This is a genomic window from Pseudomonas sp. GW821-FHT05H12 (genome assembly GCF_059419385.1).
In genome coordinates this window covers 1-22,778 of the sequence record NZ_JBWKRS010000017.1, presented here as the reverse complement: position 1 = coordinate 22,778, position 22,778 = coordinate 1, and the positions used below count along the sequence as shown (strand labels likewise).

Below are 22,778 nucleotides of genomic sequence, written 5' to 3'. Positions count from 1 at the left end.
GGTTGCAGGGTGACTTGAGCACAGGCTTGCCAACCTGTGACTCAGTCGACACTTGCAAGTGCCCGCCACCCGTCGATTCGACTCCCGATCCTCCCCCCAAACAGAGTAGTTTTTGCCAGAGTCCTTTGGATGAGGGCCTTGTTCCGTTAAGATAGTCGGCTTTTTCACGGCGGGAGTCAGGCAGCATGGCGCAGCAGTATCAACCGGGGCAACGCTGGATTAGTGACAGCGAAGCAGAGCTGGGGTTAGGCACCGTTCTGGCACAGGACGGCCGCTTGTTGACCGTGCTCTATCCGGCCACTGGCGACACGCGCCAGTACGCGCTACGGAATGCGCCCCTCACCCGCGTGCGGTTCTCGCCGGGTGACACCATTACCCATTTCGAAGGCTGGAAAATGACCGTACAGGAAGTCGACGACGTCGACGGCCTGCTGGTGTACCACGGCCTCAATGGGCAGAACGAGCAGGTCACCCTGCCGGAAACCCAACTCTCCAACTTCATCCAGTTCCGCCTGGCCAGCGACCGCCTGTTCGCCGGGCAGATCGACCCGTTGGCCTGGTTCTCCCTGCGCTACCACACCCTGGAACACACCAGCCGCCAATTGCAGTCCTCGCTGTGGGGCCTGGGTGGCGTGCGTGCGCAACCCATCGCTCACCAACTGCACATTGCCCGTGAAGTCGCTGACCGTATCGCGCCACGGGTATTGCTGGCCGACGAAGTGGGCCTGGGCAAGACCATCGAAGCCGGCCTGGTGATCCATCGCCAGCTGCTGTCGGGCCGCGCCAACCGCGTGCTGATCCTGGTGCCGGAAAACCTGCAGCACCAGTGGCTGGTGGAAATGCGCCGCCGCTTCAACCTGCAAGTGGCCTTGTTCGACGAAGAACGCTTCATCGAAAGCGATGCGACCAACCCATTCGAAGACACCCAGCTCGCCCTCGTGGCCCTGGAGTGGCTGGTGGACGACGAGAAGGCCCAGGATGCGCTGTTCGCCGCCGGCTGGGACCTGCTGGTAGTCGACGAAGCCCACCACCTGGTGTGGCATGAAGATAAAGTCAGCCCGGAATACGCGTTGGTCGAGCAACTGGCTGAGGTGATTCCCGGCGTCCTGTTGCTCACCGCCACCCCGGAACAACTGGGCCAGGACAGCCACTTCGCGCGCCTGCGCCTGCTGGACCCGAACCGCTTCCACGACCTGGCCGCCTTCCGCGCCGAGAGCGAGAACTATCGCCCGGTGGCCGAAGCCGTGCAGGAGCTGCTGGACAAGGGCCGCCTGTCACCGGCCGCCCACAAGACCATCCAGGGTTTCCTCGGTGACGAAGGTGAAGCCCTGCTCACCGCCGTCAACGATGGCGACACCGAAGCCAGCGCACGCCTGGTGCGCGAGCTGCTCGACCGCCACGGCACCGGCCGCGTGCTGTTCCGCAACACCCGCGCCGCGGTGCAAGGTTTCCCGGAGCGCAAGCTGCACGCCTACCCGCTGCCAAACCCGGACGAATACCTCGAGTTGCCGCTGGGCGAACACGCCGAGCTGTACCCGGAGGTGAGCTTCCAGTCGCAACCGGACATCGAGGAAGAGAACCGCTGGTGGCGCTTCGACCCACGCGTCGAGTGGCTGATCGACCAGCTGAAAATGCTCAAGCGCACCAAGGTCCTGGTGATCTGCGCCCACGCCGAAACCGCCATGGACCTGGAAGACGCCCTGCGCGTGCGCTCCGGCATTCCGGCCACGGTGTTCCACGAGGGCATGAACATCCTTGAGCGTGACCGCGCGGCTGCTTACTTCGCGGATGAAGAGTTCGGCGCCCAGGTGCTGATCTGCTCCGAGATCGGCAGTGAAGGTCGCAACTTCCAGTTCTCCCACCACCTGGTGCTGTTCGACCTGCCGTCCCACCCGGACCTGCTGGAACAACGCATCGGTCGCCTGGACCGGATCGGCCAGAAGCACGTGATCGAACTGCACGTACCGTACCTGGAAACCAGCCCGCAGGAGCGTCTGTTCCAGTGGTACAACGAGGCACTCAACGCCTTCCTCAACACCTGCCCGACCGGCAACGCCCTGCAGCACCAGTTCGGCCCGCGCCTGCTGCCGCTGCTGGAAAACGCCGACGACGGCGAGTGGCAAGCCCTGATCGACGAGGCCCGTGCCGAGCGCGAGCGCCTGGAAGAAGAGCTGCACACCGGCCGCGACCGCCTGCTGGAGCTCAACTCCGGTGGCGCCGGTGAAGGCGATGCGCTGGTGGAAGACATCCTTGAGCAAGACGACCAGTTCGCCCTGCCGATCTACATGGAAACCCTGTTCGACGCCTTTGGCATCGACAGCGAAGACCACTCGGAAAACGCGCTGATCCTCAAGCCAAGCGAAAAAATGCTCGACGCCAGCTTCCCCCTGGGCGACGACGAAGGCGTGACCATCACCTACGACCGCAACCAGGCGCTGTCGCGCGAAGACATGCAGTTCATCACCTGGGAACACCCGATGGTGCAAGGCGGCATGGACCTGGTGCTGTCCGGCTCCATGGGCAACACCGCTGTGGCGCTGATCAAGAACAAGGCGCTCAAGCCGGGCACCGTGTTGCTGGAGCTGCTCTACGTGAGTGAAGTGGTTGCGCCGCGCTCGCTGCAACTGGGTCGCTACCTGCCACCGGCCGCCCTGCGCTGCCTGTTGGATACCAATGGCAACGACCTGTCGAGCCGTGTGTCATTCGTGACCCTCAACGACCAGTTGGAGAGCGTGCCGCGGGCCAGCGCCAACAAGTTCATCCAGGCCCAGCGCGACCAGCTGACGCCGCGGATCAACGCCGGTGAAGACAAGATCACCCCGCAACACGCCGAGCGCGTGGCCGAGGCCAAGCGTCGCCTGGCGGCAGACACCGACGAAGAACTGGCGCGCTTGACCGCGTTGCAAGCGGTCAACCCGACCGTGCGTGACAGCGAGCTGGTGGCGCTGCGTCACCAGCGCGAGCAAGGTTTGGCGATGCTGGATAAGGCGGCGTTGCGTCTGGAAGCGATTCGGGTGTTGGTCGCAGGTTGATCGCTGCTTGAAAAAAAAGGCCCGCGCAATGCGGGCCTTTTTTATTGGGCTTCAGGGCCTCATCGCCGGCAAGCCGGCTCCTACAGGTATACGCAATTCCTTGTGGGAGCTGGCTTGCCTGCGATGGCGTCGCCTCGGTTCTAAGCCGTCACCGCCGAAGCCGGCACCTCCACCGCACTCAATCCCTCTTTCATCTTCTTGGCATCGCGCACAAAGCTGCGCGACGCCTGGAACAGGAACAGCATGGTCAAGAACAGCGCCACCGGAATCAGGTACATGGCGTCGTGCAGGCCCACCGCCTTGTATGCCTCGGTCATCTGATCAGCGCCCGCCGCATACATCGCCGAGTGGGCAAAATGATCGGACAAGCCGCCCACCACGATCGGCCCCATGCCACCGCCCAACAGGTACAACCCGGCAAAGAACAGTGCCATCGCCGTCGCCCGCAGGCGCGGTTCCACCACGTCCTGGATCGCCGTGTACACGCAGGTGTAGAAGTTATAGGCAAACAGCCAGCCCACGCTGAACAGCGCCACAAACACACCAATCTCGATGCGCCCGGCGTGCAATGCCCAAGCAGTGGTGACGGTAGAGATGATCAGGCTACACGCGGCAAACAACAGCCGGCCGTTGGCCACCCGCTGGTGGATCTTGTCGGCGATCCAGCCGCCCAAGGTCAGGCCCACCAGGCCGGTGATGCCGACGATGACACCGGTGGCGACGGCCGCGTCCTGCAACGGCAGCAGGAAATAACGTTGCAGCATCGGCACCAGGAACGAGTTGCACGCATAGGTCGCGAAGTTGAAGCACAACCCGGCCAGCACCAGCCAGAGGAACGTCGGCACCGCCAGCACGCGGCGGATCGGGCGGTCGACGCGCTCTTGGGAAACCTGCACGGTTTCGGCCGCGCCACGCTTGGGTTCCTTGATATAGAACATGAACACCGCGAGGATCAGCCCCGGCACGGCCGCGATAAAGAACGGCGCGCGCCAGCTGTCGAACGCCTTGACCATCGCGCCGATGGTGAAGAACGCCAGCAACAGACCCAGGGGCAGGCCGAGCATGAAAATCCCCATGGCCCGGGCGCGACGGTGGGCCGGGAACAGGTCGCCGATCAGCGAGTTGGCAGCCGGCGCATAACTGGCCTCGCCAATGCCGATGCCCATGCGCACCAGCAGGAATGTCCAGAAACTGCCGACCAAGCCGTTGACCGCCGTCAGCCCGCTCCAGGCGAACAGGCCCCAGCCCATCAGCTTGCTGCGCGAGCCGGTGTCGGCCAGGCGCCCAAGGGGCAAGCCGGCAATGGCGTAGACGATGGTGAAAGCGGTGCCGATGATGCCGAGCTGGAAGTCGCTCAAGTGCCATTCCATGCGAATGGGCTCGATGATGATCGCCGGGATGGTGCGGTCGAAGAAATTGAACAGGTTGGCGAGGAACAACAGGAACAGAATGCGCCAGGCATTCGCCGCTTGGGTCGAGTTCTGCATGGGTCCGTCTCTTTTATTGTTATGAGAGCTGCGATGCCCGATGCATCCTGCCCGGTACCTGCAACATAGTCAGGCGGGCTCCGGTTGTCTGTAATGATTCGTAAAGCTGATAGGGCATGATTTCACCCGGCAGCGCGGGACTTCGCCTACAAAAATATAAGTTCCTGCCCCCCTTCCCAACGGCCATGGCCCGGATAGAATGGCGAGCCTTCCGTATCACCCCAATCCTACTTTTCTTATCGATGACGCCCATGTCCGAAGCCAGTCCGTGTCTGAATTGCGGTGCCTGCTGTTCACACTTTCGTGTGTCTTTCTTCTGGGGTGAGTGCGCCTCGTCAGGGGGCACGGTGCCCGATGACCTGGTGGTGCAGATCAACCCCACCCGTGTGGCAATGATCGGCACCGACCAGAAGCCCGCGCGTTGCTGCAGCCTTGAAGGCGAAGTGGGCAAAAGCACCAGCTGCTCGATTTACGAGCTGCGCTCAAGCCCTTGCCGCGAATTTGATGCGTCCTGGAGCCAGGGCGAACAGAACGTCGACTGCGATGCAGCCCGCGCCGCCTTTGGCCTGGCGCCCCTGGAAGCACCCTTCGAGATGGAGCTGCCCATCAGCGCTTAGCATCAAACGCTATGGCCGGCATGCCAAAATCGTTGAGAGCAAAGTGCCATTATCCATGGCAAACCCCGTGAGGCTTCTATACTCGATGTCGTAGGTCATCGCCGTAGGCAATGACGTAATGACGCTATGACGGGACATGCTATGGAATGGCTTGGTCTGCATTTTTTTACCGACCTTCCAGACAACGGGCACTTATTACTCAATTGCAGTCATAACCCCTTTCTGGTGCTACTGGCTTACCTGGTCGCGTGTGCGGCCGGGTTCGGCACGCTGGACATGGCCGAACGTGTTGGCCATGTGGAAGACCCCACCGCCCGCCGCCATTGGCGCTGGCTGGGTGCGGGGTGCCTCGCCGGAGGTATCTGGTCGACTCACTTCATCAGCATGCTGGCCTTCCAGGCACCGATTGCCATTCATTACGAATTGCTCATCACGTTTGCCTCGCTGCTGATCGCCCTGATCGCATCGCTGTTTGCCATGCAAACCCTCAGTCACGCCCAGCTCAAGTTCCATCAATACCTGTTGGCCTCGGTATGGATGGGCCTTGGCATCGCGCTGATGCACTACGTCGGCATGTCGGCAATGCGCTCCCAGGCCCAGGTGTATTTCGAGTCGGGACTGTTCATGGCCTCGGTCGGCATTGCGATTGGCGCGAGCCTGGCGGCGTTACTGCTGTCCAGCTACCTGCGCAACGGCTCTGGCGTGTTTCATCAGTTGCTCAAATACGCCGCCAGCCTGGTGTTGGGCGCGGGCATCCTGAGCATGCACTTCACCGGCATGGCCGCCATGCAGATGCTGGTGCCCAATGGCGCGGACCTGTCATTGCCAGTGGATAACAACCCGATTCAGCTGGGCTTGTCGGTGGCGGTCATTACGTTATTGGTGATCGGTAGCAGCATCAGCGCAGCCTTGGCGGATAAAAAATTGCAGCACAAGGAGCGCGACCTGCGCCGGGTAAATGCCCTGCTCAGTGAACTCGACCAGGCGCGAGCCTCGCTGCAACAGGTGGCGCACTTCGATGCGCTGACCAGCCTGCTCAACCGTCGCGGTTTCAATCAGATCTTCGCTGAGAAACTCGCCGAAAAAACCGCTTCACACGGCATGATGGCGGTGATCTTCCTGGATATCGACCATTTCAAGCGCATCAACGACAGCCTTGGCCACGATGCCGGTGACCAACTGCTCACCGTGCTAGCCGGGCATATCAAGGGCTCGGTGCGCAGCCATGAAGACGTGGTCGCCCGCTTTGGCGGGGATGAGTTCTGCATCCTGATCAGCATCCATCACCGCGATGAAGCGCGGCACATGGCCCAGCGCATCATGCAAAGGATGAAAGACCCGATCGAACTGGCCGGCCGGCGCATGGTAATGACCACCAGCATCGGTATCAGCCTGTTTCCCGATGACGGCCTGACCTGCGAAGAGCTGTTGAAAACTGCAGACCTGGCGCTGTATCAATCCAAGGACACCGGGCGCAACAGCCTGAACTTCTTCAGCTCCAACCTGAAAACCCGCGCCTTTCTCGAACTGCAACTGGAAGAAGAGTTGCGCGCCGCCCTGCGCACGCGCAACGAACTGGTGCTGTTCTACCAGCCGATCTTTGACATGAAGCTGGGCAAGGTGACCCGCCTGGAAGCCCTGGTGCGCTGGCAGCACCCGCAACACGGCTTGCTGGCCCCGGACCGCTTCATCGGCATCGCCGAAAGCAACGGGCTGATCGCCGAACTGGATCACTGGGTATTGCGCCAGGCCTGCCACGACTTGAGCCTGCTGTCGGATCGCGGTTACACCGAACTGACCATGGCGGTGAACTGCTCGGCCCTGAACCTGGCCCGCGACGAATTGGCCGATGAAATCGAAGACGCCCTGCGCTTCGCCGGTGTGGCCGCCAACCGCCTGGAACTGGAGGTCACCGAAAACGCGTTGATGGGCAATATCAGCAGCACCCTGGCGTTGTTGCGGCAAATTCGCTCGCTGGGCGTGTCTTTGGCCATCGACGACTTCGGCACGGGTTATTCCTCCCTGGCCTACCTCAAGCGCCTGCCCCTCAATACCTTGAAGATCGACCGCTCGTTTATCCAGGACATCCCCAAGTCCACCGCCGACATCGAAATTGTCCAGGCCATTATCGGCATGGCCCACACCCTGCACCTGCAAGTCGTCACCGAAGGCGTGGAAACCCAAGCGCAATTCGACCTGCTGCTCAAGCACGGTTGCGACTACATTCAGGGGTACTTGCTGAGCCCGGCCGTACCCGCCAGTGACATCATCGGCGTGATGCAAGGCATCCAGATGCGCAACCCGCTCTACCCTTTTAGCGTGGAGGGCAACAAGGACGTCCCCTCCCCCAAAGACCCCTCCCCCACACGGGTAGGCCCCGCCTCTATCGTCAGGCCAATTCGCTGACGCCTAAACTTTGGCATTTCGCCATCATTTGGCTAAAGAACGCCGACGAACGGCCGATTCATCAGAGTCCGGCCAGGATTTCCCGTGAAAAATCAGGGTTGAACCCGACTGTCCCGGACTAAGACGCACTGTAAAAGTCGCGAACTCTCATTCAGTGATGGCTTCTTGATTCTTTTTGGCCATCCGTCCAGGTACATGGCGCCCAATGACTTCCAACAATAACTCTGCCACCGTAATCTCCGACGTGTTGCCGACAGCTCCTGCGGAAAAACCCTCAGGTTCCAAGTCATTGAGCAGCGCCCGCCCGCTGGCCACCCAGCAATACCTGTACTTCACCGAAACCAACACCGACCGCATCCTCGACAACCTCGACGGCCTGCGCGACATGGTGTTCCCGCGCCTGCCTCACCTGGAAGGTGACAACGATCCGCGCAACGAGCAGGAATTCCCCTCGGTGTGCCTGATCGGCCTGGGCCGTTGCGGCTCCAATATCGCGCTGGACGTGGCGGAACTGGTGTACAACGCGCGCAAGTTCTACCTGAACGAGTTCAGCAACGAAGATAAGTCGCAGGACAAGGGCTACAGCCCGGCCCAGTGGATCCGCAATAACCTGCGCCTGGGCGGCGGCAAGGCCAGTAAACCGGTATTCCTGGTGGAACCGCTGGTGATGTTGGGCGACCTGGACAAGGACATCGCCGGGCGTATCCGTTTCTCGCGCAAGGGCGAAAAAAGCGGCTTTTTGCGCGACTACAGCAAAATGAAAATCATGGACCTCTCGGAAGTCCATGCCGGTGGTGCCGGTAACGCACCGATCCTCGGCCAGTACCTGGCCAAGATTATCCTGAATAAAGACACCCAGCGTTTTTCCAGCCCCGACTGGAAGATGATCCACTCGTACCTGATCGACTCCTGCGGCATCAAGGCCAACCAGTCGCGCCTGTACTTCTCGATCTTCAGCGCCGGCGGCGGTACCGGTTCGGGCATGGCCTCGGAGTTCGGTCTGGCCCAGCAGCACTCGTACATGAACAAGACGTTCGACACCAAGCCCGCCGACGAGCATGACAGCAAGAGCGGCCACGCGTTTGTGTTCGAGCCGATCTTCACCAGTGGTATCTGCGTATTGCCGAATATTTCCGATCACCGCAGTGAAATGTCCGAGGCGCTGCACATCAACGCCGGGCGACTGCTGTGCAAATACCTGTCGGAAGAATGGGATTTCTCGTACAACTTTGCCAATGAAGACAGCAGCGAAGCCAGCGTGAAGGGGCGTATCCGGCCGTGGAACGCCATGATGCTGATTTCCAACGACATCATGCGTTACGCCGAAGAAAGCGATGACGGCAACATCCAGAACATTGACGTCAATGCCATGGAAAAACACGCCAACCAGTACATCTCGCAGCAGATCTTCAACATCCTCACGGCCCAGGCCGTGACCACCGACTACGACCAGAACTACTTCAGGCGTGCGGGCATCGACATTGGCGAGACCATCCGCCTGGACGCCAACGACCTGTTCATGAGCCTGGCCGGCCCGGTCGCGATTGCCTACGCCGAGTCTGTGGTGCCGGAAACCCCGGCACCGTCCAACGACAAGTTCAAGGTGTTCGACAAAGAGCCACAGCGCCTGAACATCGATGACCTGTTCTTCCGCTCCATCGACCTGCCGCACTTCAACAAGGTCACCCAGGCTATCGAGGGCATCAGCCTGTTGCCGATCGAGTCCAAGCGCTACAAGGCGTCCCTGGAGCAATACAAGAATTCCGGCTACGACGCCGCCGCGCTGCACGACCTGCACTTCTTCAAGAATTGCTCGTCGGTGGTCTCGATCGTCTCGCTGCCCAAGGACTACAAGCTGTCCTACATGGACCTGAACCGGCTCAAGACCCACCTCAACAGCCTGTTCCCCAACACCACGCTCAAGCGTTATGCGTTAGTGATCGGTGCGTCGGCCAACCTGTCGCTGACCACGTTGATCGCTAAAAGCCCGTGCCTGTCGGATGATTTCCTGACCTTGATCGTGGCGTTCATCAAACGCTGCTTTGCGCGCAACCCGTACCGTTTCGACGACACGCTGGACAACTCGATCCTGGATTTCATCATCCACGAGGACTTCGACGAAGACCGTATCGACGAATTGCTCAACGAGTTTGAAAACCCGGCGAAGATCCTCGACACCAACTGGTATGCGATCAAGCCGATGTACGAGAAGAAGTACCGCGAGCTGATCAACGACAAAGAGAAGTTCGTGTCGATCAATGACATTCGCCTGTCACGGGATTGCGTGAAGAAGTCGATCAAGTACCTGCGCGAGATTTACCGTCACCGGATTGGCAAGACCAAGGTTATCTCGTTGAACAACCATACCGGCAAGACCGCCTAGACCGAGGCGCGCCCTTCGCAGGCAAGCCAGCTCCCACACTTGGAATGCATTTCAAATGTGGGAGCTGGCTTGCCTGCGATGACGGTCTGTATTGCAACAAAAATGTATAGCCTTGCCACACCAAGAAACAATTCCGCAGCCGTTTAGCCGCCCGCCCAACTGTTCCCGTGACGCGCACGTCACCCTCGGCTGTGACCTTTCTCTACGGCAAGATGCCATCACCGCCTCAGCGGTTACTCCGCTACACACTTAGGGCGACAAAAAAGACGCACCTTTTCAGTGCGAGCCTTTCTTACGCCGCCCTTTCCTGGATCAGAATCCACGGCGACACAACCACTGCCCACAGGCTTGGATCGCGCTCCACCAGGTCCAATGCCCGCGTCGCAGACACTTCGCCAAGGCTGCCGGAAGCCAGCCACGCAGCGACTTTGTCACGGTTATCCTCAGCCATTCCCTCGGCCGCTTCGATCAAATCCAGGCCGGCGTCGACCCACAATAGGGCACCCTTGGCGAAGAACGGTTCAAGCTCCTTCCAGGAAATTTCGGCGGTTTCACCGAGCAGCTTGGCATAGAGGGTGCTAGGTTCTTGCGTCATGGGAATTCACCTGAGTAAAAAATCGGCGCAATCATAACGTCGTGGCTCTTGCGGAAAAACCCAGTTGCAAATGAGGCATCGATCGAAAGTGTCAGGAAAGCCAAGGATTGCCCGAAACTCTGGCATCACCCCGCCGCAATTCTGTCTTTTTCTTTCATTTAAGCGACATACCCGGCTTTTGCCCCCAGCAGCCAGCTTTTCAAGCGATCAACCGGCGCTCTACACTGTACCGGTACAGTTGCCAGGGCACTGCCGGGGGGATATCCGAGATATCTGATCCGGTTCTGCAGCTCACAAGGCCGCTAGAACTATAAAAAATACAACAGTAAGAGTGGAGCACTATGAATAAGGCTACTAAGCAGATTTCCAAACTGTTTGCCGCTATGGTCCTGGCTGGGGTTGCCGGCCATTCGTTCGCAGCCGACACCATCAAGATCGGTATCGCAGGCCCTAAAACCGGTCCTGTGACGCAATACGGCGACATGCAATTCATGGGTGCCAAGCAAGCCATCGCCGACATCAACGCCAAAGGCGGCGTAGACGGCAAGATGCTTGAAGCCAAGGAATACGACGACGCTTGCGATCCAAAACAAGCCGTTGCCGTAGCCAACAAAGTGGTCAACGACGGCGTCAAGTTCGTAGTCGGTCACCTGTGCTCCAGCTCCACTCAGCCTGCGTCGGATATCTATGAAGACGAAGGCGTCATCATGATTACCCCGGCTGCCACCAGCCCGGAAATCACTTCCCGTGGTTACAAACTGGTGTTCCGTACCATCGGTCTGGACAGCGCCCAGGGCCCTGCAGCCGGTAACTACATCGCCGACCACGTGAAGCCAAAAGTCGTTGCGGTCATTCACGACAAGCAGCAGTACGGTGAAGGCATCGCCACCGCCGTTAAACAGACCCTTGAGAAGAAAGGCGTGAAAGTTGCCCTCTTCGAAGGCATCAACGCTGGCGACAAAGACTTCGGCTCGCTCATCCAGAAGCTCAAGCAAGCCAACGTCGACTTCGTCTACTACGGCGGCTACCACCCTGAGCTGGGCCTGATCCTGCGCCAAGCCAAGGAAAAAGGCGTGAACGCCAAGTTCATGGGCCCGGAAGGCGTCGGCAACGACTCCATCTCGCAAATCGCCCAGAACGCCTCCGAAGGCCTGCTGGTGACCCTGCCGAAATCCTTCGACGCAGACCCGGCGAACAAAGCCATCGTTGATGCGCTCGTAGCAGACAAGAAAGACCCAAGCGGCCCGTTCGTGTTCCCGGCCTACTCGGCTGTTGAAGTCATCGCTGGCGGTATCGCTGCCGCGAAGAGCGAAGACACCGCCAAAGTGGCTGCTGCCATCCACGCAGGCACCTTCAAGACCCCGACTGGCGACCTGAGCTTCGACGCCAAGGGCGACCTGAAGGACTTCAAGTTCGTGGTCTACGAATGGCACTTCGGTAAACCAAAAACCGAAGTTTCCCCTCAGTAAGCCAGGCGTTACTGGTCCAACAAGCCCACTGTGAGAGCAGTGGGCTTTGTTTTACGAGGTTTATGGGCCTGACACCCGCGATCCGGGCGCTGGCTCACCTGAAAATCTTAAAACCGTCACCAGCGGTTCGCTGGCAAACGCTTTGTGCAAATGTGCTCATAGAACACAGCGCAGGGCCGGAACATGACTCCACCAGTGAAATGCGTATCGGGTTTTTAGGAGCGCTGTAATGCCTGAGATCTATCATTTTTTCCAAACGCTGGTTAACGGGATGACCGTTGGCAGCACCTATGCCTTGATAGCCATTGGCTACACAATGGTTTACGGCATCATTGGAATGATTAACTTCGCCCATGGCGAGGTGTACATGATTGGCTCCTACGTGGCCTTCATCGCCCTTGCCGGGCTGGCCATGCTGGGTATCCACTCCCTGCCGCTGTTGATGACCGCTGCGTTCCTGGCGTCGATCATCGTGACCAGTGCCTATGGCTACAGTATCGAGCGCGTTGCCTACCGTCCCTTGCGTGGCAGCAACCGTTTGATCCCGCTGATTTCCGCCATCGGCATGTCGATCTTCCTGCAGAACACTGTATTGCTGTCCCAGGACTCCAAGGACAAGTCCATTCCCAACCTGATCCCGGGGAGCTTCTCCTTCGGCCCAGGTGGCGCACAAGAAGTGCTGATTTCGTACATGCAGGTCCTCGTTTTCGTCGTCACCCTGGTGGCGATGCTGGGCCTGACCCTGTTCATCTCCCGCTCCCGTCTGGGGCGCGCCTGCCGGGCCTGCGCCGAAGACATCAAGATGGCCAACCTGTTGGGCATCAACACCAACAACATCATCGCCCTGACCTTCGTGATCGGTGCTGCGCTGGCCGCCGTCGCGGCGGTGCTGCTGAGCATGCAGTACGGCGTGATCAACCCCAACGCCGGTTTCCTGGTAGGCCTCAAGGCCTTTACCGCAGCCGTGTTGGGCGGCATCGGCAGTATCCCGGGCGCGATGCTCGGTGGCCTGGTGCTGGGTGTGGCCGAAGCGTTCGGCGCCGATATTTTCGGCGACCAGTACAAGGACGTCGTGGCGTTCGGCCTGTTGGTTCTGGTGCTGTTGTTCCGTCCGACCGGCATTTTGGGCCGTCCGGAGGTTGAGAAAGTATGAGCAGATATCTTAAATCGGCGTTTTTCAGCGCCTTGCTGGTATGGGCCGTGGCCTTCCCGGTACTCGGCCTCAAGCTGAGCATTGTCGGCATCAACCTGGAAGTGCATGGCACCGGTCCCGTGACCCTGACCGTCATCGCCCTGTGTTCGGTGCTGATGTTCCTGCGCGTGTTGTTCAGCGATCAGTTCAATGCCTTGCTCAAGGGCAACCGTGGCCCGCTGGTATCGCCCAAGGTCAGCCAATTCCTGACCCTGCCGCGCACCCAGCGCTACATCATCATTGCGCTGATCATCGCGGCGTTGATCTGGCCGTTCTTCGGTTCGCGCGGTGCGGTCGATATCGCCACCCTGATCCTGATCTACGTGTTGCTGGGCCTGGGCCTGAATATCGTGGTAGGCCTGGCTGGCCTATTGGACTTGGGTTATGTGGGCTTCTACGCCGTGGGTGCCTACACCTACGCGTTGCTGTCGCACTACCTGGGCTGGAGCTTCTGGATCTGCCTGCCGCTGGCCGGCATGGCGGCGGCCACGTTCGGCTTCCTGCTGGGCTTCCCGGTACTGCGCCTGCGCGGTGACTACCTGGCGATCGTGACCCTGGGCTTCGGTGAAATCATCCGACTGTTCCTGCGTAACCTCACCGATATCACCGGCGGCCCCAACGGTATCAGCAGCATCCCCAAGCCAACGTTCTTCGGGCTGTCGTTCGACCGCAGCGCTGCCGAGGGCATGCAGACTTTCCACGAGTACTTCGGGATCGACTACAACCCGGTGAGCAAAGTGGTGTTCCTGTACCTGGTGGCGCTGTTGCTGGCGCTGGCGGCCCTGTTCGTGATCAACCGCCTGCTGCGCATGCCGATCGGCCGTGCGTGGGAAGCGCTGCGCGAAGATGAAATCGCCTGCCGTGCCCTGGGCCTGAACCCGACCATCATCAAGCTCTCCGCGTTCACCCTGGGCGCCGCGTTCGCCGGTTTCGCCGGCAGCTTCTTCGCGGCTCGCCAAGGCCTGGTAACGCCAGAGTCGTTCACCTTCATCGAGTCGGCGATCATCCTCGCCATCGTGGTACTGGGTGGCATGGGCTCGCAGCTGGGTGTGATCCTGGCGGCCATCGTGATGATCCTGCTGCCGGAAATGATGCGTGAGTTCAGCGAATACCGCATGTTGATGTTCGGCGCCATGATGGTGCTGATGATGATCTGGCGCCCTCAAGGCCTGCTGCCCATGCAACGTCCACACATGGAGCTGCGCAAATGAGCCGCGAGATCCTGAAAGTCGAAAACTTGAGCATGCGCTTCGGCGGCTTGCTGGCGGTCAATGGCGTGGCCCTGACCGTGAAAGAGAAACAAGTGGTTGCCCTGATCGGCCCTAACGGCGCCGGCAAGACCACGGTGTTCAACTGCCTCACCGGTTTCTACAAGCCGAGCGGTGGCAGCATCCTGCTGGACGGCCAGCCGATCCAGGGCCTGGCCGGTCACGAGATCGCCCGCAAGGGCGTCGTGCGGACCTTCCAGAACGTGCGGCTGTTCAAGGACATGACGGCGGTCGAGAACCTGCTGATCGCCCAGCACCGTCACCTGAACACCAACTTCTTTGCCGGCCTGTTCAAGACCCCGTCGTTCCGCAAAAGCGAGCGCGAGGCCATGGAATATGCAGCGTACTGGCTCGACAAGGTCAACCTGACCGAGTTCGCCAACCGCCCTGCTGGCACCCTGGCCTACGGTCAGCAACGTCGCCTGGAAATCGCCCGCTGCATGATGACCCGCCCGCGGATCCTCATGCTCGACGAACCGGCTGCCGGCCTGAACCCCAAGGAAACCGAAGACCTCAAGGCGCTGATCAGCGTGTTGCGTGAGGAAAACAACGCCACGGTGTTGTTGATCGAACACGACATGAAACTGGTCATGAGCATTTCCGACCACATCGTGGTGATCAACCAGGGCACGCCGCTCGCCGACGGGACCCCGGAGCAGATCCGCGACAATCCTGAAGTGATCAAAGCCTATTTGGGGGAAGCGTAAAATGCTGCAATTCGAAAACGTTTCCACTTTCTACGGCAAGATCCAGGCCTTGCACAGCGTCAACGTGGAAGTGCGCCAGGGTGAGATCGTCACGCTGATCGGTGCCAACGGTGCCGGCAAATCGACCTTGCTGATGACCCTGTGCGGTTCACCCCAGGCTCACAGTGGCAGCATCCGCTACATGGGTGAAGAACTGGTCGGCAAGCATTCCGCTGAAATCATGCGCAAGAGCATTGCCGTGGTGCCCGAAGGCCGCCGCGTGTTCTCGCGCCTGACTGTGGAAGAGAACCTGGCCATGGGCGGGTTCTTCACCGACAAGGGCGACTACCAGGAGCAGATGGACAAGGTGCTGCACCTGTTCCCTCGGCTCAAGGAGCGCTTCAGCCAACGTGGCGGCACCATGTCCGGCGGCGAACAGCAAATGCTCGCCATCGGCCGGGCGCTGATGAGCAAACCCAAGCTGCTGCTGCTGGACGAGCCGTCCCTGGGCCTGGCACCGATCATCATCCAGCAGATCTTCGACATCATCGAACAGCTGCGCAAAGACGGTGTAACGGTGTTCTTGGTGGAGCAGAACGCCAACCAGGCGCTGAAAATCGCTGACCGTGCCTATGTGCTGGAAAACGGCCGGGTGGTAATGCAGGGCACGGGTGAGCAGTTGCTGACCGATCCGAAAGTGCGCGAGGCGTACCTCGGGGGCTAAATAGCCGGTAGCGGTATGAACCGGATCTAAAATGTGGGAGCGGGCTTGTGTGGGAGCTGGCTTGCCTGCGATGGCATCACTGCGGTGTGACTGACACACCGAGGTGGCTGCATCGCGGGCAAGCCCCGCTCCCACACGCGCCCGCTCCCACATTTTTTTGTGTGCCCCAGATTTTTTTAATTATTTTCGATGAGTGTGTAACGAAACCCAGCCTGCTGCCTCTAGTGGAGTAAGCAGGCAAACAAGCCTGATACCTCAACCCACTGCTGGAGATACACCATGACCACCAAACTGTCCGCCGCTACCCTCGTCCTGGCCCTGGGTTCCGCCCTGAGCCTGTCCGCCCTGACCACCACCGCCCACGCCGCCGACGACATGCAGAAGTGCTTCGGCGTCGCTGAAGCCGGCAAGAACGATTGCGCCGCTGGCGCTGGCACTTCCTGCGCCGGCACCTCGAAAGTCAAAGACCAGGCCAATGCCTGGAAACTGGTCCCGGCCGGCACCTGCGCCAAGACGCCAAGCTCCACCTCGCCGACCGGTTTCGGCCAGGAAGCCGCCTTCACCGCCAAGTCCTGATTCAACCCGCAACCTGAGTACTGATGATGACGCTTTCACCCCAACACACCGTCTCACCGGCTCAGGTGCCCGGCCTCCCCTACAGGGCCGGGCTGGGGCTGAAGAACGAGCACTTCAGCGAAGTGCTCGAGACCTCACCCGACATCGGTTTTTTTGAAGTGCACGCCGAAAACTACATGGTGGCCGGCGGCCCGTTCCATCACTACCTGGGGCTGATTCGCGAGCAGTACCCGCTGTCGCTGCACGGCGTGGGGCTGTCCATCGGCGGTGAAGGCCCGTTGAACCGTGAGCACCTGGGGCGGCTGGCCACGTTGATCGAGCGCTATCAACCCCACTCTTTTTCCGAACACCTGGCCTGGTCCAGCCATGGCCCGGTGTTTCTCAATGACTTGCTGCCCCTGGCGTATGACGCGTCGACCCTGAACCGGGTGTGCGAACACATCGACCAGGTGCAAAGCACCCTCAAGCGGCCAATGCTGCTGGAGAATCCGTCGACTTACCTGCAGTTCGAGCGCTCGACCCTGGATGAGACTGACTTCATCAGCGAGATCATCCGTCGCACCGGCTGCGGCCTGTTGCTGGACGTCAATAACGTCTACGTGTCGTGCATCAACCATCAGCGCGATCCGCTGGCCTACATCAATGCGTTGCCTTTGCACGCTGTGGGTGAGATTCATCTGGCAGGCTTTGCCGAAGATACCGACAGCCTGGGCGACCGACTGTTGATTGATGACCATGGCGCGCCCATCGACAACGCCGTATGGCAGCTGTACGAGCAGGTACTGGCACGGACCGGCCCGGTGGCCACGTTAATCGAAAGGGACAACCAGGTGCCGGCGTTCAGCGTGTTGCTGGCTGAAGCCCAACACGCCGAATGGCACCTGGCGCAGGTGAACCCATGAGCCTGCATGAAGCGTTTGCCAATGCGTTGATATCGCCTGACCTGCCCTGCCCCGACGGCCTGTTCAGCAGCAACGGCGCCGACCCGGCCAGCCGTTTTGCGGTGTATCGCAACAACGTTCACAGCTCGTTGATCAATGCACTGGTGACGGCCTACCCCGTGACCGTTCAATTGGTCGGCGAGGCGTTTTTCCGCGCGATGGCCGGCCTGTTTGTACAGGCATGCCCGCCCACCCAACCGCTGATCAGTGAGTATGGCAGCGCCTTCCCGGCGTTTATCCAGGACTTTGAACCGGCCGCCAGCGTGCCCTACCTGGCTGACGTGGCGAGGCTTGAGCGCCTGCGGGTGCGTGCTTATCACGCGGCCGATACACCATCGCTGGATCAGCAGGCCGTGCTTCAAGCCCTGCAAGGTCAAACCGACCTGGGAAAACTGCGCCTGCAACTGCATCCGTCCCTGGCCACCTTGAATTCTGCCTATGCGGTCGTGGCGGTGTGGGCTGCCCACCAGACCGAGGGTGCCATGGCCACGCTGAACCCCTGGCACGCTCAAGGAGCGCTGGTGCTACGCCAGGGCCTGGCGGTCAAGGTGTTCACGATTGACGCGGGTTCGGTCGCGTTTATCGACAGCCTCAGCCACGGCACCGAATTGGAAATGGCCGTGACACACGCCTTGGAAGCCTCGGCCGAATTCGACCTGCACCAGTGCCTCACGGTGCTGATCAGCCACGACGCCATCACTCATTTGCACCTGGAAGAAAAGGTATCGCCATGAACGCATCCCCAACGTGCCTGATCAAACGGGCCATCGCATTGTTTGAAAAAATCCCCTACAGCCTGATCGCCTTTCTCGCACGCTTTTCGATTGCGGCGGTGTTCTGGAAGTCCGGGCAGACCAAAGTTGAAGGCTTTGCCATCGATCTGATCAGCGGCACCTTCCAACTCGGAGAACCGCGGCTGGCCGCGTCGACACTGCCGCTGTTTCGCAGCGAATACCATGTGCCGTTGCTGTCGCCAGAAGTGGCCGCGCACATGGCGGCGTTTGCCGAGCACTTTTTCCCGGTGCTTATCCTGGTGGGCTTTGCCACCCGCTTCTCAGCCTTGGCGCTGATCGGCATGACCCTGACCATTCAGTTGTTCGTGTACCCGGACGCCTACCCGACCCACGGCACTTGGATCGCCTTATTGTTGCTGTTGGTTGCCAAGGGCCCGGGCTGCCTGTCCATCGATCAGCTGATCGCACGTCGCTACCGTTAAAGACGGTCGAGGGCCTCGCCGCTGCGCTTGAACCAGTCCACCAGGTAATCGGCCAGGACCTGGGTGCGGCGCGGCAGCCCTCCCTGGTAGGGGTGAACGAGGTACATCGGCAGGCTCCGCGTCTGATAGTCGCGCAGGAGCCAGCGCAGTCGACCGTCAGCCAGTTCGGCAGGTAATACGTAGGACGGCAGGCGCGCAATACCCGCCCCCACCAGTGCAGCTTTCTTCAACAAGTTGTAGTGGTTGGACGCGAATGTTCCGCTGACCCGCACCCGTAGCAGTTCATGTTGCTGGTGATACAGCCATTCTTCACGCCCGCTGTAATGGCTGTTGAGCAGGCAGGTGTGGGCGGCCAGGTCCGCCGGGGTCTGCGGCTCGCCATGCTGTTCCAGGTAGGCCGGGCTGGCGCAGGTCATCTCATGCCAGGCCAGCAGCGGCTTGGCCACCAGTCGCTCGTTTTCGATCGCCCCCGAACGTACCCCCAAATCGAACCCATCCCGCGCCAGGTCGCGATAGTTGTTGTTCAACTCCAGTTCGATCTGCACCTGGGGATAGCGCTTGGTGAACTCCAGTAGCAAGCCATCAAAGAAGGTTTCGCCCAATGACACCGGAACCGTCATACGCACCGGCCCGGCCAAATCGTCCTTGAGCCGCGCCAATGCCTGACGGGCTCGATCCACCTGAACCACCAGCGCCTGGGCCTGGGGCAACAAGGCAGCACCGGCGGCGGTGAGGCTGAGCTTGCGGGTGGTGCGGTGCAGCAACACCACGGAATACTGTGCTTCCAATTGGCTGATGCGCTTGGACAACTGGCCCTTGCTGCACCCCAGTTGCTCGGCCGCCACGGTGAAACTGCCGGCCTCGATCAGAACGGCAAAGGCGGCCAGGTCATCCATCTCGCTCATCGATTGTTTCCATTTGAAAACCAAAGGTTGCCTATTAGCACGTTTATCCACCTAAAAAGCCACACTAGACTGAACCTTCACTTACCCCCTGGAGGAACAGCACGATGAAAATCCTATTGATTGGTGCCAGCGGCACGGTTGGTTCAGCGGTCAAGGCAGAGCTGGCGCAGCGCCACGAAGTGATCAGCATCGGCCGCAGCAGCGGCGACTTCCAAGTGGATATCAGCGACAGCGCCTCGATCCGCACGCTGTTCGAACAGACCGGCAAGTTCGACGCGCTGGTCTGCGCAGCGGGCAGCGTCAACTTCGTGCCACTGGGTGACATGAGCGAGACTGACTTTGAACTGGGCCTGCGCGACAAGCTGATGGGCCAGGTCAACCTGCTGTTGATCGGCCGCGAGTACGCCAACGATGGCGCTTCTTTCACCTTCACCAGCGGTATCTTGAACCGAGACCCGATTCGTACCGGCGCCTCGGCGGCACTGGTCAATGGCGCACTGGATGCCTTCGTCAAAGCGGCGGCGATCGAATTGCCGCGTGGGCTGCGAGTCAACTCGGTGAGCCCGACGGTCCTGCTGGAAGCCATGGGCAGCTATGCGCCGTACTTCCGAGGCTTCAAACCGGCGACAGGTGCCGATGTGGCGCTGGCCTACGCAAAAAGTGTCGAAGGCTTGCAAACCGGCCAGACCTTTATTGTCGGTTGACCTTTTGCGACTGTAAGAAACGCCTGAAGCTGGGCGGCGGGCTTGTGATGCAGCGCCAGCCTGCGTAACGTGGCGGCACTTGTTTGGAGACCGATCAATGCGTGCCGTCCGTACCCTCGCCCTGTTTGCCCTGCTGCCCTTGTTCACCGCTTGCCAGATGTTCGAGAGCGAGCCGGCTAAACCCTCTACCGCCGGAATGACCCGCATGCAGGGTGAACTGACAGCGGTCGGCGGCAAGCTGCTGTTCCAGCCGTGCGGCGACCAGCGTAACTACGTCGTCAACGATACGGGCGGCACCAGCGTGCTGCAGGAAGCCGCGTCCCTGGCCGGCCAGCAAGGCGCACTGTTCGCCGACCTGCGTGGCAAGTTCTCTGGCGTGGCGGCCGGCACCCAGGGCTCGGTGGAGCTGCAACAACTCTACCGCGTCGAACGCTCGACCTCGGCCTGCAACGACCCGGACTTCAAGCGCATGATCCTGCGGGCCAACGGCCATAAACCGGCCTGGGCGATGAACGTCACGGCCAAGGGCATGGTGCTCGAACGCGAAGGCCAACCACCGTTGGCGGTGCCCTACGTGGAAGAGCAGATCGGCGACGGCCGCTTCAACCTGATGACCGAAGCCAACAACCAGCACGTCGAGCTGTGGGTGGCGCCGCAGCGTTGCGTCGACCCGGTCAGCGGCAGCCTGCAGCACATGACCGCCGAATTGCGCGTGAACGGCCAGGTGCAGCGCGGTTGCGCGGCGTTCGGCGGCTCCCGGGACGACTGATTCGGCCCGGTGCTGTTTTAACCTGACCGAAATCCGCCATTGGGGCTTATAATCGCCGGTTTGCAAAACAGCCGGCCTCTTTGCCCGCCGCCTACCCGGACCCTGTCATGTTACGAATCACCGAACTCAAGCTGCCCATCGACCATCCCGAAGAAGACCTGCGCCCTGCCATCGTGCAGCGCTTGGGCATCGCCAGTGATGACCTGCTCGATTTCACCCTGTTCAAACGCAGCTACGACGCTCGCAAGAAGTCATCGGAGCTGTGCTTCATCTACACCATCGATTTGAACGTGAAGAGCGAAGCCGCCCTGCTGCTCAAGTTTGCCGATGACCGCAACGTCAACCCGGCGCCGGATGTCAGCTACAAAGTGGTAGGCCAGGCGCCGGAAGGCCTGGCAGAGCGTCCAATCGTGGTGGGCTTTGGCCCATGCGGGATTTTCGCTGGGCTGTTGCTGGCCCAGATGGGCTTCAAGCCGATCATCCTCGAGCGCGGCAAGGAAGTGCGCCAGCGCACCAAGGACACCTGGGGCCTGTGGCGCAAAAGCGTGCTCAACCCCGAGTCCAACGTGCAGTTCGGTGAAGGCGGTGCCGGGACCTTCTCCGACGGCAAGCTCTACAGCCAGATCAAGGACCCGAAATTCCACGGTCGCAAAGTGCTGCACGAGTTCGTCAAGGCCGGCGCACCGGAAGAGATCCTCTACGTCAGCAAACCGCACATCGGTACCTTCCGCCTGACGGGCGTGGTGGAAAACATGCGCGAGCAGATCATCGCCCTGGGCGGTGAAGTGCGTTTTGAGCAGCGTGTGACCGATGTGCTGATCGAAGACGGCCAACTGAACGGCGTTGTGGTGGATGGCGGCGAGCAGATCCTCTCCAAACACGTGATCCTGGCCCTGGGCCACAGTGCCCGCGACACCTTCCGCATGCTCCACGGCCGCGGTGTGTACATGGAGGCCAAGCCGTTCTCGGTGGGCTTCCGTATCGAACACCCGCAATCGTTGATCGACGCCGCGCGCCTGGGCAAGTACGCCGGGCACCCGAAACTCGGCGCGGCCGACTACAAACTGGTGCACCACGCCAAGAACGGCCGTTCGGTCTACAGCTTCTGCATGTGCCCGGGCGGTACCGTGGTGGCAGCCACTTCCGAGCCGAACCGCGTCGTCACCAACGGCATGAGCCAATACTCGCGTAACGAGCGCAATGCCAACTCGGGCATCGTGGTGGGCATCACCCCTGAGGTGGACTACCCGGGCGGCCCGCTGGCCGGTATCGAGTTGCAGGAGCGCCTGGAGTCCCACGCCTACATCCTCGGTGGCAGCAACTACGAGGCACCAGCACAGTTGGTGGGTGACTTCATCGCCGGCAAGCCGTCCACGGCCCTCGGCAGTGTGGAACCTTCCTACAAGCCAGGGGTGTCCCTGGGTGACTTGGCGCTCGCGCTGCCGGACTTTGCCATCGAAGCCATTCGTGAAGCGTTGCCAGCGTTCGAGAAACAGATCAAGGGCTATTCGCTGCACGACGCGGTATTGACCGGGATCGAGACGCGCACGTCGTCGCCGCTGCGGATTACCCGTAACGAATCGATGCAGAGCCTGAACGTCAAAGGGCTGTTCCCGGCCGGTGAAGGCGCCGGTTACGCCGGTGGGATCCTGTCGGCTGGTGTGGACGGCATCCGTATTGCCGAAGCCTTGGCCCGGGATATGTTGGGCCTGGAGGCCTGACCCATCACTTTGTAGGAGCGCGGGGGGGGGGGGGGGGGGGGGGGGGGGGGGGGGGGGGGGGGGGGGGGGGGGGGGGGGGGGGGGGGG

19 protein-coding genes are annotated in these 22,778 nt (G+C 60.7%); 16 read left to right on the top strand and 3 right to left on the bottom strand.

The window, feature by feature from the left end; translation table 11 throughout:
- Positions 1–185 precede the first annotated feature (185 nt).
- A complete protein-coding gene (rapA, locus tag AC07SU_RS16485) occupies positions 186–3,032 on the top strand; it encodes an RNA polymerase-associated protein RapA (RefSeq protein WP_494997622.1) in 2,847 nt (948 codons plus the stop codon).
- A gap of 140 nt (positions 3,033–3,172) precedes the next feature.
- Here rapA and AC07SU_RS16480 read toward each other — a convergent pair whose 3' ends face one another.
- Positions 3,173–4,519, bottom strand: a complete 1,347-nt coding sequence (locus AC07SU_RS16480) for a spinster family MFS transporter (RefSeq protein ID WP_494997621.1) — start codon at positions 4,517–4,519, stop codon at positions 3,173–3,175.
- A 251-nt stretch (positions 4,520–4,770) separates the two neighbouring features.
- On the opposite strand from AC07SU_RS16480, the gene AC07SU_RS16475 reads away from it, so the two are divergent.
- From AC07SU_RS16475 to AC07SU_RS16465, 3 genes are all read left to right on the top strand, one after another.
- Entirely contained in the window at positions 4,771–5,136 is a 366-nt protein-coding gene (locus AC07SU_RS16475; RefSeq protein WP_176994757.1) for a YkgJ family cysteine cluster protein, read from the top strand.
- Between the two features lie 141 nt (positions 5,137–5,277).
- A complete protein-coding gene (locus AC07SU_RS16470) occupies positions 5,278–7,542 on the top strand; it encodes a putative bifunctional diguanylate cyclase/phosphodiesterase (RefSeq protein WP_176994756.1) in 2,265 nt (754 codons plus the stop codon).
- A 205-nt stretch (positions 7,543–7,747) separates the two neighbouring features.
- Positions 7,748–9,925, top strand: a complete 2,178-nt coding sequence (locus AC07SU_RS16465; RefSeq protein WP_494997620.1) for a hypothetical protein — start codon at positions 7,748–7,750, stop codon at positions 9,923–9,925.
- A 292-nt stretch (positions 9,926–10,217) separates the two neighbouring features.
- Here the strand turns inward: AC07SU_RS16465 and AC07SU_RS16460 are convergent, their stop codons facing one another.
- Positions 10,218–10,520, bottom strand: a complete 303-nt coding sequence (locus AC07SU_RS16460; protein WP_017735930.1) for a DUF2288 domain-containing protein — start codon at positions 10,518–10,520, stop codon at positions 10,218–10,220.
- Positions 10,521–10,861: 341 nt separating this feature from the next.
- Here AC07SU_RS16460 and AC07SU_RS16455 point away from each other — a divergent pair, with 341 nt between their 5' ends.
- The 9 genes from AC07SU_RS16455 (at position 10,862) to AC07SU_RS16415 (ending at position 18,592) form a co-directional block, all read left to right on the top strand.
- Positions 10,862–11,989 carry a branched-chain amino acid ABC transporter substrate-binding protein gene (locus AC07SU_RS16455; RefSeq protein WP_176994754.1) on the top strand — a complete coding sequence of 376 codons (1,128 nt, stop codon included), beginning with the start codon at positions 10,862–10,864 and terminating at the stop codon, positions 11,987–11,989.
- Between the two features lie 229 nt (positions 11,990–12,218).
- Positions 12,219–13,142: a high-affinity branched-chain amino acid ABC transporter permease LivH gene (gene livH, locus AC07SU_RS16450; RefSeq protein WP_176994753.1), complete on the top strand. Its 924-nt coding sequence runs from the start codon at positions 12,219–12,221 to the stop codon at positions 13,140–13,142.
- Positions 13,139–14,392 carry a high-affinity branched-chain amino acid ABC transporter permease LivM gene (locus AC07SU_RS16445; RefSeq protein ID WP_494997619.1) on the top strand — a complete coding sequence of 418 codons (1,254 nt, stop codon included), beginning with the start codon at positions 13,139–13,141 and terminating at the stop codon, positions 14,390–14,392. Before livH ends, AC07SU_RS16445 begins: the two co-directional genes overlap by 4 nt.
- A complete protein-coding gene (gene livG, locus AC07SU_RS16440) occupies positions 14,389–15,156 on the top strand; it encodes a high-affinity branched-chain amino acid ABC transporter ATP-binding protein LivG (protein ID WP_078741162.1) in 768 nt (255 codons plus the stop codon). Before AC07SU_RS16445 ends, livG begins: the two co-directional genes overlap by 4 nt.
- A 1-nt stretch (position 15,157) precedes the next feature.
- Positions 15,158–15,859, top strand: coding sequence for an ABC transporter ATP-binding protein (locus tag AC07SU_RS16435; RefSeq protein WP_065932826.1), 702 nt, complete (start codon positions 15,158–15,160; stop codon positions 15,857–15,859).
- Between the two features lie 279 nt (positions 15,860–16,138).
- Positions 16,139–16,435: a BufA1 family periplasmic bufferin-type metallophore gene (locus tag AC07SU_RS16430; RefSeq protein ID WP_116628314.1), complete on the top strand. Its 297-nt coding sequence runs from the start codon at positions 16,139–16,141 to the stop codon at positions 16,433–16,435.
- A gap of 23 nt (positions 16,436–16,458) precedes the next feature.
- Positions 16,459–17,337, top strand: coding sequence for an MNIO family bufferin maturase (bufB, locus tag AC07SU_RS16425; RefSeq protein WP_176994751.1), 879 nt, complete (start codon positions 16,459–16,461; stop codon positions 17,335–17,337).
- Complete coding sequence (locus AC07SU_RS16420) at positions 17,334–18,110, top strand: HvfC/BufC family peptide modification chaperone (protein ID WP_494997618.1); 777 nt, start codon at positions 17,334–17,336, stop codon at positions 18,108–18,110. Before bufB ends, AC07SU_RS16420 begins: the two co-directional genes overlap by 4 nt.
- Positions 18,107–18,592 (top strand): DoxX family protein, encoded by a 486-nt coding sequence (locus AC07SU_RS16415; RefSeq protein ID WP_494997617.1) that lies wholly within the window; start codon positions 18,107–18,109, stop codon positions 18,590–18,592. The genes AC07SU_RS16420 and AC07SU_RS16415 overlap by 4 nt, the downstream gene beginning before the upstream one ends.
- Here the strand turns inward: AC07SU_RS16415 and AC07SU_RS16410 are convergent.
- Positions 18,589–19,497 (bottom strand): LysR family transcriptional regulator, encoded by a 909-nt coding sequence (locus AC07SU_RS16410; RefSeq protein ID WP_494997616.1) that lies wholly within the window; start codon positions 19,495–19,497, stop codon positions 18,589–18,591. The two genes, AC07SU_RS16415 and AC07SU_RS16410, sit on opposite strands and share 4 nt — an antisense overlap.
- A 104-nt stretch (positions 19,498–19,601) precedes the next feature.
- On the opposite strand from AC07SU_RS16410, the gene AC07SU_RS16405 reads away from it, so the two are divergent.
- The 3 genes from AC07SU_RS16405 (at position 19,602) to AC07SU_RS16395 (ending at position 22,691) form a co-directional block, all read left to right on the top strand.
- Positions 19,602–20,201, top strand: coding sequence for a short chain dehydrogenase (locus AC07SU_RS16405; protein ID WP_494997615.1), 600 nt, complete (start codon positions 19,602–19,604; stop codon positions 20,199–20,201).
- A gap of 97 nt (positions 20,202–20,298) precedes the next feature.
- On the top strand, positions 20,299–20,970 hold the full coding sequence (locus AC07SU_RS16400) for a COG3650 family protein (protein WP_176994745.1): 672 nt from the start codon (positions 20,299–20,301) through the stop codon (positions 20,968–20,970).
- Between the two features lie 107 nt (positions 20,971–21,077).
- A complete protein-coding gene (locus AC07SU_RS16395) occupies positions 21,078–22,691 on the top strand; it encodes an NAD(P)/FAD-dependent oxidoreductase (protein WP_494997614.1) in 1,614 nt (537 codons plus the stop codon).
- The last annotated feature ends 87 nt before the right edge of the window (positions 22,692–22,778 follow it).